13 protein-coding genes are annotated in these 13,654 nt (G+C 65.1%); 9 read left to right on the top strand and 4 right to left on the bottom strand.

Annotated features, from left to right (window positions below; translation table 11 throughout):
* Nucleotides 1-20 precede the first annotated feature (20 nt).
* Nucleotides 21-602: an NADPH-dependent FMN reductase gene (locus tag LRA87_RS11890; RefSeq protein ID WP_230631674.1), complete on the top strand. Its 582-nt coding sequence runs from the start codon at nucleotides 21-23 to the stop codon at nucleotides 600-602.
* Between the two features lies 1 nt (nucleotide 603).
* Here LRA87_RS11890 and LRA87_RS11885 read toward each other — a convergent pair whose 3' ends face one another.
* Nucleotides 604-1,887: a dicarboxylate/amino acid:cation symporter gene (locus LRA87_RS11885; RefSeq protein WP_230631673.1), complete on the bottom strand. Its 1,284-nt coding sequence runs from the start codon at nucleotides 1,885-1,887 to the stop codon at nucleotides 604-606.
* A gap of 156 nt (nucleotides 1,888-2,043) precedes the next feature.
* Between LRA87_RS11885 and LRA87_RS11880 the strand changes: the two genes are divergently transcribed.
* The 4 genes from LRA87_RS11880 to LRA87_RS11865 all read left to right on the top strand — a co-directional run bounded on the left by LRA87_RS11880 (nucleotide 2,044) and on the right by LRA87_RS11865 (nucleotide 7,681).
* Nucleotides 2,044-3,120 carry a PLP-dependent cysteine synthase family protein gene (locus LRA87_RS11880; protein WP_230631672.1) on the top strand — a complete coding sequence of 359 codons (1,077 nt, stop codon included), beginning with the start codon at nucleotides 2,044-2,046 and terminating at the stop codon, nucleotides 3,118-3,120.
* Entirely contained in the window at nucleotides 3,117-4,016 is a 900-nt protein-coding gene (locus tag LRA87_RS11875; RefSeq protein ID WP_230631671.1) for a DMT family transporter, read from the top strand. Before LRA87_RS11880 ends, LRA87_RS11875 begins: the two co-directional genes overlap by 4 nt.
* Before the next feature lie 66 nt (nucleotides 4,017-4,082).
* On the top strand, nucleotides 4,083-7,271 hold the full coding sequence (locus LRA87_RS11870) for a CheR family methyltransferase (RefSeq protein WP_268934857.1): 3,189 nt from the start codon (nucleotides 4,083-4,085) through the stop codon (nucleotides 7,269-7,271).
* A 23-nt stretch (nucleotides 7,272-7,294) separates the two neighbouring features.
* Nucleotides 7,295-7,681 (top strand): response regulator, encoded by a 387-nt coding sequence (locus tag LRA87_RS11865; RefSeq protein WP_230631669.1) that lies wholly within the window; start codon nucleotides 7,295-7,297, stop codon nucleotides 7,679-7,681.
* Here the strand turns inward: LRA87_RS11865 and LRA87_RS11860 are convergent.
* Both LRA87_RS11860 and LRA87_RS11855 read right to left on the bottom strand, forming a co-directional pair.
* Nucleotides 7,626-8,213, bottom strand: coding sequence for a hypothetical protein (locus tag LRA87_RS11860; RefSeq protein WP_230631668.1), 588 nt, complete (start codon nucleotides 8,211-8,213; stop codon nucleotides 7,626-7,628). The two genes, LRA87_RS11865 and LRA87_RS11860, sit on opposite strands and share 56 nt — an antisense overlap.
* Entirely contained in the window at nucleotides 8,210-8,455 is a 246-nt protein-coding gene (locus LRA87_RS11855; protein WP_230631667.1) for a hypothetical protein, read from the bottom strand. The genes LRA87_RS11860 and LRA87_RS11855 overlap by 4 nt, the downstream gene beginning before the upstream one ends.
* A gap of 463 nt (nucleotides 8,456-8,918) precedes the next feature.
* Here LRA87_RS11855 and LRA87_RS11850 point away from each other — a divergent pair, with 463 nt between their 5' ends.
* From LRA87_RS11850 to LRA87_RS18390, 4 genes are all read left to right on the top strand, one after another.
* Nucleotides 8,919-9,431, top strand: a complete 513-nt coding sequence (locus LRA87_RS11850; protein ID WP_230631666.1) for a hypothetical protein — start codon at nucleotides 8,919-8,921, stop codon at nucleotides 9,429-9,431.
* Nucleotides 9,432-9,480: 49 nt separating this feature from the next.
* Nucleotides 9,481-10,866 (top strand): hypothetical protein, encoded by a 1,386-nt coding sequence (locus LRA87_RS11845; RefSeq protein ID WP_230631665.1) that lies wholly within the window; start codon nucleotides 9,481-9,483, stop codon nucleotides 10,864-10,866.
* Nucleotides 10,867-10,961: 95 nt separating this feature from the next.
* Complete coding sequence (locus LRA87_RS11840) at nucleotides 10,962-11,960, top strand: hypothetical protein (protein WP_230631664.1); 999 nt, start codon at nucleotides 10,962-10,964, stop codon at nucleotides 11,958-11,960.
* A 192-nt stretch (nucleotides 11,961-12,152) separates the two neighbouring features.
* Entirely contained in the window at nucleotides 12,153-12,287 is a 135-nt protein-coding gene (locus LRA87_RS18390) for a hypothetical protein (RefSeq protein WP_268934856.1), read from the top strand.
* A 262-nt stretch (nucleotides 12,288-12,549) separates the two neighbouring features.
* Here the strand turns inward: LRA87_RS18390 and LRA87_RS11835 are convergent, their stop codons facing one another.
* A complete protein-coding gene (locus LRA87_RS11835; RefSeq protein WP_230632266.1) occupies nucleotides 12,550-13,476 on the bottom strand; it encodes a formylglycine-generating enzyme family protein in 927 nt (308 codons plus the stop codon).
* Between the last annotated feature and the right edge of the window lie 178 nt (nucleotides 13,477-13,654).

Below are 13,654 nucleotides of genomic sequence, written 5' to 3'. Positions count from 1 at the left end.
CTTGACGCTATCGCCGGTGTATGGCCGCTGAACCCACTCTCGCTCCGCTCGTCGTCGGTATCGGCGGCACAATCGGAGGCGTCTCCTCGACCGAGCGAGCACTACGCATCGCACTGGAAGCCGCGGAGCGTGAAGGCTTTCGCACCCGGATGTTCGGCGGGGCCGATATGGCGCGGCTGCCGCTGTACGATCCGCGCGCGACCAGCCGGACTGCGGACGAACAGGCGTTCGTCGACGCGGTGCGGCAAGCCTCGGCAGTTATCATCGCCAGCCCCGGCTATCACGGCAGCATATCGGGAGTGGTGAAAAACGCACTCGACCTGCTGGAGGAGACCGCGAAGGATGCACGTCCCTATCTCGCGGACATGCCGGTCGGGCTGATCGCGACCGCTTATGGCTGGCAGGCGACGGGATCGACGATCGCGGCGCTGCGGTCTATCGTCCATGCCCTGCGAGGCTGGCCGACGCCGTTCGCCGCGGCGATCAATACGCAAGTAACGAAGTTCGACGACGAGGGCGGGGCGAGCGATCCCGCCGTGATCGAGCAGCTGGGGCTGATCGGGCGCCAGGTCGCGCGCTTCGCGCCGCTCGCTGCGGCATAGCTCACGTTCCGGCGAGCGCCGCCTCCGCATCCGACACGGCCGGTTCGCTCGTCAGTCCCTGCCGCTTCGCAACTATCGCTGGCACCAGCGCCTGCCCGGCGACGTTGACCGCGGTGCGGCCCATGTCGAGGATCGGGTCGATCGCCAGCAGCAGCCCCGCGCCCTCCAGCGGCAGGCCCAGCGTAGACAGCGTCAGCGTCAGCATTACGAGCGCGCCGGTCAGGCCGGCGGTCGCGGCCGAGCCGAGCACCGACACCAGCACGATCAGCACGTAATCGGTGCCGTGCAGCGGGATGTTGTAATACTGCGCGACGAACAGCGCGGCGATGGCGGGATAAATGGCAGCGCACCCGTCCATCTTGGTCGTCGCGGCGAATGGCACTGCGAAGGCGGCGTAGCTCCTCGGCACGCCCAGCCCCTTTTCGACCACCTGTTCGGTGACCGGCAGCGTCGCGATCGACGAACGCGACACGAAGCCCAGCTGGATCGCTGGCCACGCGGCGGCGAAGAAGCGCTTCGGGCTCATGCCGTTCGCCAGCAGCAGCAGCGGATAGACGACGAACAGCACCAGCGCCAAACCGATGTAGATGGCTACGGCGAAGGTGCCGAGCGCCGATAGCGACTGCCAGCCGTAACGGACGACCGCGCTGCCGAGCAGCGCGCCGGTGCCGATCGGGGTCAGGCGTACGACCCAGCGCAGGATACGGCGGAAGATCGCCAGTGCCGATGCATTGAAGGCGAGGAACGGCGCGCCTGCGTCCCCGGTGCGGACCGCGGCGACGCCGATCGCGACGGCGGTGACGATCAACTGGAGGACGTTGAACGACAGGCTGGTCTTCGCCGCGCCGTCGGCAAGCTTCGTCGACGCTTCCAGGCCGAAGATGTTGACCGGCACCAGCCCGCGCAGGAAATCGAGCCATGATCCAGCGGTATCGGGGCGGACCGCCGCGGCGGCGCTGACCCCGGCATGCGCGCCGGGTTGCAGGATCGTGCCAAGCGCCAGCCCGATCAATACTGCGATCAGGGCGGTGATGCCGAACCAGATGAACGTGCCGCCGACCAGCCGCGCGGCGTTGTTGAGGTCGCGCAACGCAGCGATCGATGCGACGATCGCGGTGAAGACGAGCGGCACAACCAGCGCCTTCAACAGCTGGACGAAGATGTCGCCGACGATCTTGAGCCCGTCGGCAAGTCCGGTGACGCCGTAACTGCGTGCGACAAAGCCGAGCGCAAGGCCGATGGCCATACCGATGAAAACCTGCACCCCGAACGAAGGGCGGGTCATGGGGTCGCGTCCGTAGTCATGGCAGGAATGTAGGCGTCCGGAGTGGGCGCGCGAGTCAAGAAATGGTGAGTGGGGGTAAAGCTCCCGCAAGAGAGAGGACTTTCGTAACGAGCCGGGGAATGGCGTGATTGTACGTGTCCGTGTAGGGCGACGCGCATGGGGCATCATTCGGATATCGATCGCACGTGGCTGAGCGAAGCGGTGCGGCGGATCGAAGCGGATTACAATCGTTCGGCGGACACGCATCTGATCCGCGTCGAGTTGCCGCGCTTTCCCGGCATCACCTTGTACCTGAAGGACGAAAGTTCTCATCCGACGGGCAGCCTCAAGCATCGGCTGGCGCGGTCGCTGTTCCTTTATGCGCTGTGCAACACCTGGATCGGCCCGGACACGGTGGTGATCGAATCGTCGTCGGGATCGACCGCGGTCAGCGAAGCGTATTTCGCGCGGATGCTGGGCCTGCGGTTCATCGCGGTGGTGCCGGCGCAGACTGCGGCGCCGAAGCTCGACGCGATCCGCTTCTATGGCGGCGAAATCCATACCGTCGACGATCCGCGAAACGTCTATGCCGCGGCGCATCGGCTCGCGACCGAAACGGGCGGGCATTATATGGACCAGTTCACCTATGCCGAGCGGGCGACGGACTGGCGTGGCAACAACAATATCGCCGAAAGCATCTTCGCGCAGATGGCGCATGAGGAGCATCCGGTGCCGAAATGGGTGGTGTGCGGTGCCGGCACCGGCGGCACGTCGGCCACGATCGGCCGCTTCATCCGCTATCAGCGCCACGCCACCCGATTGTGCGTCGCCGATCCGGTACATTCGGTGTTTCACCGTCACTTCGACGATCGTACCGTCACCGCCCTGCCGGACGGCTGCGCATCGCGTGTCGAGGGAATCGGACGACCGCGTCTGGAGCCGAGCTTCGTACCGTCGGTGATCGACCGGATGATCGCGGTGGAGGATGCCGACAGTCTGGGCGCGATGCGTGCGCTGTCGGAGGTGCTGGGCCGATCGGTCGGCGGATCGACCGGCACCAATCTGGTCGCCTGCGCGACGATCGTCGCCGAGATGGCGGCGGCGGGCGAGCATGGCAGCATCGTCACGCTTTTGTGCGACGGCGGCGATCGCTACGCCTGCACCTATTACGACGACGACTGGTGCGTGCGGCACGGCGTGGCGTGGGACAAGGCGGCGGCGGGCATGCGCGCGTTTCTGGGTTCCCCGGCTTGACCGACACGGCCACCGGCCAGCGCAGCATGGCGTTCGCGATGCTGATCCTGGCGGGTATCTGCTGGAGCCTCGGCTTCCCGCTCGGCAAGCTGGCGCTGCGCGAGATGACGGCGGCGCATATGGTCCTGTTGCGCTTCGCGGTCGCCGCGGTCGTGGCGTTGCCCTTCGCCATGGCAAGCCGGGAGGCACGGGCGCTGTTCCGGTCGCCATCGGTGCTGATCGCCGGGTTCCTGTACGGGGTCGCGTTTCTGGTGCAGTTCGAAGGGCTGGCGCGGGTCAGCGTGACGCTGGCGGCACTGCTGGTGGGAGCGATGCCGGCGCTGATCGCGGTGTCGGCACGGCTGCTCGGCGAAGCGACGAGCCGGACGACCTGGGCCGGGGTCGCCGCGGCGACGCTCGGCGCCGCCCTGATCGCGGGCGATCCGGGCGACGCGGGATCGCTGGTTGGCGTATTGCTGTCGCTCGCGTCGCTGCTGCTGTTCCTCGGCTGGTTCTACGCACTGAAGGCGGCCCCCGCCGCGCCGCAGCCGATGGCGATGCCGGCGGTGACGGTAGTGGTCGCGGCGGTGACGATCCTGCCGGTGGCGCTGGTCATGCATGGCCTGCCGCCGCTGGCGTTGAGTGGCGGAGCGTGGGCGGGCATCGCCGGACAGGGACTGCTGGCGACCGCATTGGCGACGGCGGCATGGCAATATGGCTCGTCGCGGGTGGGCAGCGCGAGTGCGGGCGTGTTCATCAACATCGAACCGCTGATGGGGGCGATGCTGGGCGTCGCGTTCTTCGGTGACCGGCTGACGATGCTGCTGGCGGCAGGCGGCGTGCTGATCCTGGTTGGCAGCCTGGCGGTGGTGCTGGGCGAGGCGCCGGGCCACGACGCGCCGCCTACGGCCGCCTAGCGACTTCATCCAGATGATTGCCGATGCGGGTGCGGAGGCTTACGACAGGCGAAACAGAGCGCAGGCGTGGTCCGCTCCTGCGCGTGGAGACACACACTGAGCACGCCCCCACCGCCCTTTCCCGTCGTCGGCATCGGCGCGTCGGCCGGTGGCGTCGAGGCGCTTCAGGCCCTGTTCGGAGACATGCCCGTCGATACGGGCGCCGCCTTCGTCGTGGTGACGCACGTCAGTCCAGACCGGATCAGCATGCTGCCCGAGATTCTAGGCCGGTCGACGACGATGCCGGTCGAGGCGGCGGCGGACGGCGTCGCGGTGCAGCCCGACCACGTCTATGTGTTACCGGCGCATGGCGTATTGGGCTTCAGCGACGGCTGCCTGCGGATGGTGCCGCCGCGACCCGGCACCCGCGAACGCAAACCGGTCGATATCTTCCTCAGCGCGCTTGCCCGGGACAAACGTGAATTTTCGGCCGGGATTATCCTGTCCGGCGGCGATTCCGACGGAACGCTGGGGGTAAAGGCGATCAAGGAACGCGGCGGGCTGACGATGGCGCAGGTCGCCGACGGCAATCCACCGCAGAACCCCGACATGCCGGATTCGGCGATCTCCACGGGCATGATCGATTTTGCCGTGCCGGCGCAGGACATGGGCGCGCGAGTGCAGGAATTCGCGCGCAGCTTTTCGGTGCTCGACGGTCTGACGGTCGCGGCGGCGAACGAGGATCACGATAGCGGCGAAGCGGAATCGCTGAGCGAGATCTATGCCCTGCTGCGCGCGCAGATGGGTCATGATTTCAGCGGCTACAAGACCAAGACCTTCCTGCGCCGCGTCCAGCGGCGGATGCAGGTGACGCGCGCCGAGACGATCGGCCTGTACGTCGAATGCCTGCGCCAGGACCCCAAGGAGGTTTCGGCGCTGTTCCGCGACCTGCTGATCAACGTCACCAATTTCTTTCGCGATGCCGATGCGTTCGAGGCGCTTAAGGCGCAGGTGATCCCCAAGCTGTTCGAGGGGCGGAGCGCCGAGGATACGGTGCGCGTCTGGGTACCGGGCTGCGCGACGGGCGAGGAGGTGTTCTCGATCGCGATGCTGATGCGGGAACATATCGATACGCTGCGCAACGTGCCGCGGGTGCAGCTGTTCGCGACGGACATCGACGATCGCGCATTGTCGGTGGCCCGTGCGGCGCGTTACCCGGAGGCGCTGCTCGACAGCGTATCGGCGGACCGGCGAAATCGGTTCTTCGTCGCGGATGGCGGCAGCTATGTCGTGACGAAGGATATCCGCGACATGTGCATATTCTCGCCGCACAGCATCCTGCGCGATCCGCCGTTCAGCCGTATCGACCTCGTCTCGTGCCGCAACCTGCTGATCTATTTCGGCAGCGATGCGCAGAATCAGGTCATTCCGACCTTCCGTTATGCGCTGCGTCCCGGCGGCTATCTGTTTCTGGGGACGTCGGAGGGGATCAGCCAGTTCGACGACCTGTTCGTGCCCCTCGACAAGAAGCACCGGCTGTTTCGCGCGCGCGACGACGGCGGGCCGCCACCGCGGCTGCCGCTGGCGGTGCCGGGGGTCCGCACTGCGCTGTTGCCGCTGTCGGGTATAACGCGGGGCAAGACGCTGCCGCTGGCACCGTTGCGGCAGGCGGTCGAGCTGCATGTCCTCGATCGCTACGCACCGCCGCACGTCGTGGTGACGGGCGAGGGGGACATCGTCTATTATTCTTCGCGGACGGGCAAGTATTTCGAGGCACCGGCGGGCGTCCCGAACCGCCAGCTGCTGGCGATGGCGCGCAAGGGTTTGCGGCTCGACCTGCGCAGCGCGTTTCGCGACGCGATCGAGACCGGGCGATCGGTAGTGTGCGAGGGTGTCGAATTCGAGAACGACGACGGCCGTATCCAGCAATTGTCGCTGGCCGTTGAGCCGCTGACCGGCGCGTCGGACGAGCGGCTCTACCTCATTGTCTTCAAGGATTACGGGCCGACGCTGACCCCCGAACAGGCGCGGCTGCGTCCGCATGGCGACGAGGCGAATTACCAGATCGAGCGCGAGCTGCGCGAGACGCGCGAGCGATTGCAATCGATGATCGAGGAATATGAGACCGCGCTGGAGGAGCTGAAATCCTCCAACGAGGAACTCGTCTCGGTCAACGAGGAATTGCAATCCACCAACGAGGAGATGGAGGCCAGCAAGGAGGAATTGCAGGCGCTGAACGAGGAGCTGAACACGGTCAATTCCGAACTCAGCCACAAGGTCGATGCGCTCGATCACGCCAACGCCGACCTCGAAAACCTGTTCGAGGTGACCGATATCGCGACGATCTTCCTTGACCGGCAGCTGGTGATCCGCATGTTCACGCCGGCCGCGACGCGTATCTTCACGATCCTGCCCGGCGATCGCGGCCGGCCGTTGACCGATCTGTCGACGCGACTGGAATTCCCCGAGCTGGTGACCGACCTGCAACAGGTGCTGGCCACCGGCCGGCCGGTCGAGCGGCAGGTCGCAGGGGTGGAGCGGACTAGCCATTATCTGGCGCGGATCATGCCGTATCGCGACGGCGACGGCGCGACCACCGGCGTCGCGGTGACGGTGATGGACGTCACCGGCCTGGCGGAGGCGGAGGCGCATCAGCGCGTGCTGATCGCCGAACTGAACCATCGGGTGAAGAACATGCTTGCGGTGGTCGCCGCGATCGCCAGCCGGACGCAGCGGAATGCTCGCGACCTCGACGAATTTTACGGCGCCTTCTCAGGGCGGCTGGGCGCGATGACGCGGGCCTACGAATTGCTGTCGCGCGATGCGTGGCGGACCGTGCAGCTGCGCGATCTGGCGACGCGGGAACTGGAACCGTTCGGGATCGATCGCGTCGCGTTTCTGGGTGACGACGTGATGCTGGGGCCGCGATCGGCGCTGTCGGTGGCGATGATCCTGCACGAGATGACCACCAACGCCGCCAAATACGGCGCATTGTCGATCGATCAGGGGCGGGTCGAGCTGTTCACCGAACGCGCCAATGCTGGTGATGAACGGGGCGGAGACGCCGTACGCCTCGACTGGCGCGAGCGCGACGGTCCCGAATGCACTGCGCCCGAACGGGAGGGTTTCGGCATGCAGCTGGTCCGTAACGAGGCGAGCTACAATCTGCGCGGCGTAGCGACGGTCGACTTCCGCCCCGAGGGGTTGGCGCTGTCGCTGCGTTTCGATGACAAGGATGGCAATACGGCGTCGCCCCGGCCGACCGGCGGACGCTGAATTTGGCGGGCGCGCCAGACGACATGGCTTCGGCCGCCGGGCCGGCGGTGCTGGTGGTCGAGGACGAATGGCTGATCGCCGACATGGTCGCGCAGGCGGTGCGGGATGCGGGCTATCGTGTGCTGGGGCCGGTCGCGAGCGTCGCTCAGGCGCAGGCGCTGCTGGCCAGGTATCGCTGCGACGCGGCGTTGCTCGACCTGAACCTCGGCGGTGACCGGGGCTATGCGCTGATCGACCAGCTGCGCGCCAGGCGGGTTCCGTGCCTCCTCGTCACCGGTTACAGCCGCGACGATCTTCCCGAACGGTATCGCGATCACGCGCTGGTCGGCAAACCAGCCGAAAGCGAAACGTTGATCAGCGCGCTGGCAGGGCTGCTGACATGCCGGCGGCTGCGGCATTCGGCGGCATAACGATCAGCCGGTCGCCCAGCCGATCGTAGAACCGGCAGATGTCGATCAACTCGTCCCGGCCCGGCGCGAGCCGCGCGCCGAGGGGATAGCGGCGGAGGTCGACCCCGGTGTTACCCGTCCACCCCGCGGTCATGACGTCGCCCCCGGCGACATCCGGACGGCGCACCCAGCCATCGCAATGGATCAGGCATGCGCTGGACCGGCCGAGCGCGCGCAGGCGCAGCTGATCGTCGCGCTCGGCTAGCGGATGCACGCCGAAATCGCGCAATTTGTTGGCGGTGTTGCGCTGATCCTCACGCACGACATGACCCGCGGACGCGCCGAGTGCATCGAGCAGCCCGTGCAGGAAGCGGTCGAGTTCGCGCAGGCAATTGGCGACGAACCTTGCCCGCACGCGAGCGTCGGGACCTTTCGGCCAGCCATCGGTGATGACCGGGCGATCGGCCAGCGCGGTGAGGAAGGTCGCACCGCGGATCAACGTCTCGTGCGCCGCCGCTGCCCCCCGCAGCGGCGTGACGCGGCTATGGATCACGCCCGGCAGGCAGCCGGGTCGGCGACCGTATCGACGGCGGGTTCGGCGAGCGCAGATGCGGCCCGGGTGGCTGCGGCGCGCTGGTCGCGCATCGCCTCGGTCCGCTCGGCGCGGGCGGCCATCGCCTCCCACGAACGGGCGGCACGCTCGCACCGATCGCGCACGTTGTCGAGGCTGGCCTCGGACGCGTTGCTGCGCTCCTGATCGGCCTGCTTGCGGAAGAATGTAGCGTCGCTGGACATCGGGCACCTCGTCAGCGGAAAAGAGAGGCAGGGAAAGGCGGACGGCGCGAGAAACACGCGCCGGGAACCGTCGATATGCGACTGTATGAATATCATAGATGGGCGCTTGCCGCCCGTTACGCAAGCGTCGCGACCGTTGAACCGAATCGGACCTGATCGTGATACAGGCCGCATCATCGGGGAAAGACGAGTCGGACGGCGAATACGCATGTCGCAAGCAGGGATTTCGAACGGGATCGTCAGTTGTCAATCCGTCCCGGATTCCAACATCGTGCCGGTTCGACAAGATAGACAAAAGTAAATGGCAAAACATTCTATCTGTAAGATCGAATACGCCATTTTAGATCAATCGCTGGGCAAGGACGGATTTACCCGGTTCCAACTATCCGCCTACGATCGCCTTCGAACAAAGAAACTATAGTTTCGAAGGAAAGCCATGGCCTGTGAGATAGAGTGTCCGGTCGTGATGACGCTGGACTTGTTGACGAGCATCCAACAAACCGGTCTAGCCCTGACGATATTGGTCGATTGTTCGCACGCGAAGAATTTTCAAACCTGGCCGCAAGGTAGTCCGGCCAATATCACGATTGCCAAGCCGATCGAACTCGACACTGCGGTATCGCTGAACGGCGCCACGGTCGCCGACGTGCGGGCAAGGCTTGAAGCCGCCGCACCGTCGAGTGCGCTAGCCGGGTTCTACGACACGCTGAAGAAGGTGAATTCCGGCCTCGGTGCGCTGACCACGCGGAACGTCAAGGTCGGCTTTGCGACGTTCGACACGACGATCGTCGATCTGGACGACCCCGCCGTCCTCGCGCGGATCGTCGGCCTTTGCAACGCGGCGACAGTCGCCACCTTCAACACTGCGAAGTCCGATCTGCGGTCGGAAATGGGCATGTACCTGCGCCAGCAAGGGCCGGGTGGCGTCACGTATAAGTTCCAGGGTCCGAAGGCGCCCATGCCGCGCGTCGCCTGACGCAGGCCGCCTGATCGCCATCATCAACGATACACAAGAGGAGAGACGCATGACGCCTGAACAGGAAACCAAGGTACTCGCCCAGCTCTACGACCGTTTGTACGACGCGGTCACCTATGCGCCACCGGGCAAGGAGTCGGCGTGGCACAGAGATACGACGTTCATCCAGATGGGCAAGAATCTGGTTCTGAACCCCGATGATTTCGACGACATGATGAGTCCGGTGAATCCCGAAGGCGATCTGGGCAGCGCCGCGGCGTTCGCCATGTTCTGCGATGCGCAACCGACGACCGGGGCGTTGTGGTCCGATTCCGGCAAGACGACGTCCGCGGCATACCGGTTGATCGTAGAGGGGGCAAACACGGCGCATAAAATGAATGAAGAGCAGAAGAAGATTTACGACGATGCGTTCGACTATCTGAACACCGAGGTCACGACGGAAGATTTTCGGCACAACAAGAAGACCGTCACCGTCCCCAGTTCACCCGTCATCGACTACGAAGCGGCACAGGCCGCTTACATCACCGCGGTCGGAGGGTATCGGGCGGCGCGGAACGGCTACGATCTAAGTGACAAGGCAGACCAGCGCGCATGGAACGCGGTGCAGCCGGGGTTGCAGCTCAACGTCGACCAGGCCTGGAACAAATGGACACGCGCCTACAAGGAAGACGTCGAGCTGGCCCAGCAGGCGCTGGCGTCGACGGTCAACGATGCGCTGACCGCGGTGATCGAACAGTCGCAAAGGCTGGTGGGTCCGCAATATTCCCTCGCGTCACCGGACGGCCTCAACACGTTCCTGCCGACCTATGCCATTCCTTCGAATTGGGCGTCGCCCGATTGCCAACCCTCGAAGCTGCATTTCGATAGTTCCAATCTGTCGCAGGAGGAAAGCAAGGAAGCATCGAGCTATTCCGTGTCCGCCGGCGGCAGCTACGGCTTGTGGTCGGCCAGCGGCGGTGCGTCGGGCAGTTCCGAAGACGAGCACACGCATATGGAAAGCGACAGCTTCGTCCTCGATGCCGAGCTGATCTTCGTCCAGATCAAGCGGCCCTGGCTCAATCCGTTGCTATTCGAAATGCGCGACTGGTTCATGTCGGGTGTCGCCGCCCATGGTGTCTCCAATGGTGCCAGCGAGGACCTGCGGGGGCTGATGCCGCTGTTGCCGACCGGGTTCGTGGTTGCCCGCAACGTGACGATCCAGGCGAACTTCGGATCCGAAGACATGAAATTCCACTCCGAACAAACGCAGACCCAGGCAAGCGGCGGATGGGGACCGTTCAGCGTCAGCGGCAGTTATTCGCACAGCTCGTCCGATCGTAAATTCACCTCGAGCCTGTCAGGCGGCAAATTGTCGTTCGAGGGGCTTCAGGTGATCGCCTGGATCAGTTCGATCATACCCGCCTCTCCCCCGCTCGCGCCGCCTGCCGCCGCCTGATCGCATACCGCTCCCGTCGGCATCGTGCCGGCGGGACCGAACGCATCACCGCACCGGGATCGTGCCTGGTGCGCCCGACCAAGGAACCATCGCCGATGAATCTCGCCGGGGCGTTCGCCCGCACGATCCCGATCGACGACATTGCACCGCAAGCGCCGTCACGCCTCCGCAACCGCATGGCCGACGACGGCTCCGTCATGCTGCACGACGATACGGCACAGCGAGCGCAGCGCACTGCCAAGCCGGTGCTGCAACTTGCCGCTCTCCCCATTCCGATCACGCCCGCCTTGTTCGCCGGCGGCAGATCGGCCAGCGATCCGGAAGGCGACCTGCGTCCATTGTTCGCGTTCAGCGATCTGGTCGATGCGGTGCCGAACTTCGAACGGTTCTACATGCCCAGCGGATCATCGGTGCAGGCCACCTATGGCGCTGTCCTGCATGGTGCGTCGGCCGACGCCGGCAGCTTCGCCAGCGAAATCATCGCGGGGGCCGAACAACGCTACGCGCAGGCTGCGATGGCGGACTTGGTCGGTACCGGCGGATCCTGGTATCCTGCCTTCGCGCAGCCGGAGGACTGGTACGACATGTCCCGGCTGGACCGGTTCGTCGATATCGATATCGACCTGCTGGGGCAGGGTGGTGCCGACAATGCCTTTACGGTGTTGGGCGGAACGGACGCGGTGCTGCTGTCGACGGGCGACGGCCAGGCCATGCAGCCGCTGTCTCCGGCGACGAAGCTGACCGGGATTACGATGAAATACATGTCGGTGCAGATCCAGCGGCCATGGCTGTCGTTCGCCCTGTTTCGCGCGCAGGGGTGGCGACTGGGCACCGAACCGCCCGGCTTCTGTTCGACGGGCGACCCGCTCGACAACGACGGCATCCTGCCGCTGATCCCGATGCAGATGCTGCTGGGTGCCGACGTGCGGGTCGACGCGCGTTTCGCCGCCGAGGACCAGGCCGCGATCAAGACCGCGACGGATGCGGGCAAGACCGTCTACGTCGGCCCATTCGGACTGAACGCACCGGCGTTGCACGTCATCGGCTTCGTCAGCGCGCTGGTGCCGCGTTCGCCCATACCCGGCGCATCCTGATGCTCCAGCAGATCGTGGTTCGTACCGTCACTCGGGGAACCCGTTATTATCGGTTGAATCGAACGCAGGAAGACCCCCACGGTCCGGTATCCGGTGGCATCGTCGATACCTGGTTCGGGTTGGCGACACATCGGCAGCTTCCGTCCGGTACTGGCCATGCACTACCTCCAGTCGCCTCCGAGGAACGGGAGGTTGCAGTTCGCCGATCTGCCGGATGGTGTCGAGCAGGCGGCTGCGCAATTGCACGGATTGGTGATCGCGATCGCGCCGGAAGATTTCGTGCCGACGGTGGAGGCCTTGCAGGTATCCGACGTCGTCATGGCCTGACGTGTGCAGGCTTGCGCCAGACCAGTGGACCCTCGGCGACGTTCGGTTTTCCAGTGTGTCTGCACAGACGTGGGGAGGACAACGTTGCTGTTTCGAGCGAGCAGGCAGAACGTCAGACGCTCGCACAGAGCCGGGCGGTGCCGGCTGAAGCAGCGACACCATTCACATCGGTACGGGTGCTGCTCAGCCCGCGGATGACCGTAGATATGCCTTTCCTGTCCGGAAAATGGCACGTTTATGGATTAGGTTGAGACGGGAAAGCCTAGCCTTCGCGCACCACGCAGCGGAAGCCGATATGGCTCGTCGACGAGTCTATCGATTGTGGATGACGCGCTGCCGGTCTGTAACGGCGGCAGTAATTTTCGGCACAGAGATGCGATCCACCCTTCAGCACTTTGCGGCCAATCGGCGTATCGGCCATGGTCATGTCGGAACGCTTCCGTTTGCTGCCACCGCGCGCGTCTGGTGCGAAACAGCAGTCTCCCTGGTTTCCGGCCTTTGCCGTCTTGTGCCGGGGCAGCGCATACCAGTCGGCTGTCCATTCCCAGACGTTCCCGATCATGTCGAACAGGCCGTAACCATTCGCGGGATAGTGACGTACGGGGGATGTCCGTTCGTAGCCGTCGAGCATCTGATTGGCGAAGGGGAACAAGCCTTGCCAATAGTTCGCCATCATCGCGCCGCCGGGCACCAGTTCGTCGCCCCACGCATAGTCCGCGTTCTCAAGTCCGCCCCGCGCAGCGTATTCCCACTCGGCTTCCGTCGGCAGCGATTTGCCAGACCAGACCGCGAAGGCCTCCGCGTCCGCGTAGGCGACATGGACCACAGGATGGTCGTCAAGCCCGTCGAGCGAACTTCCCTCGCCGAGCGGATGGCGCCAGTCGGCACCCGTTTGCACATGCCACCATTGAGACGCGTCGGAAGTGTCCACGGGAACCCGGCTCTTTTCGAACACCAGGGATCCGGGGTTGGCGTATTCGGGCAGAAGTCCGGGATAATCCTTCGGATCCGGTGCTATCTCGGCCACCGTAACGTAGCCGGTTTGCTCGACGAACCTGGCAAACCGGGCATTGGTTACAGGCGTTTCGTCGATCCAGAAGGCATCGATACGAACGCGACGGACAGGCGCTTCCTCAGGGTAGAAGCGATCGGATCCCATATTGAAGAACGCGGCGTGGAGGCGCCGCATCCCGTCCAGCAGGCCTGCCGTTCGCCCGTTCGATGTATCCTTCATACCGGCTGATGCCCTCGCCTCTGTCACGACATCCTCATCGCCTACAATGCTGCATGAATCGAGCACTTCAGCGAATGGCCGCTTTCCGGTTGGTCGACCGGGGCGCCGTCGGCCCGACTCGGTCGAGGATCGG

It is taken from the genome of Sphingomonas sp. Leaf37, from assembly GCF_920939475.1.
GTDB lineage: Bacteria > Pseudomonadota > Alphaproteobacteria > Sphingomonadales > Sphingomonadaceae > Sphingomonas.
This window is presented reverse-complemented; position numbering and strand designations above follow the sequence as displayed.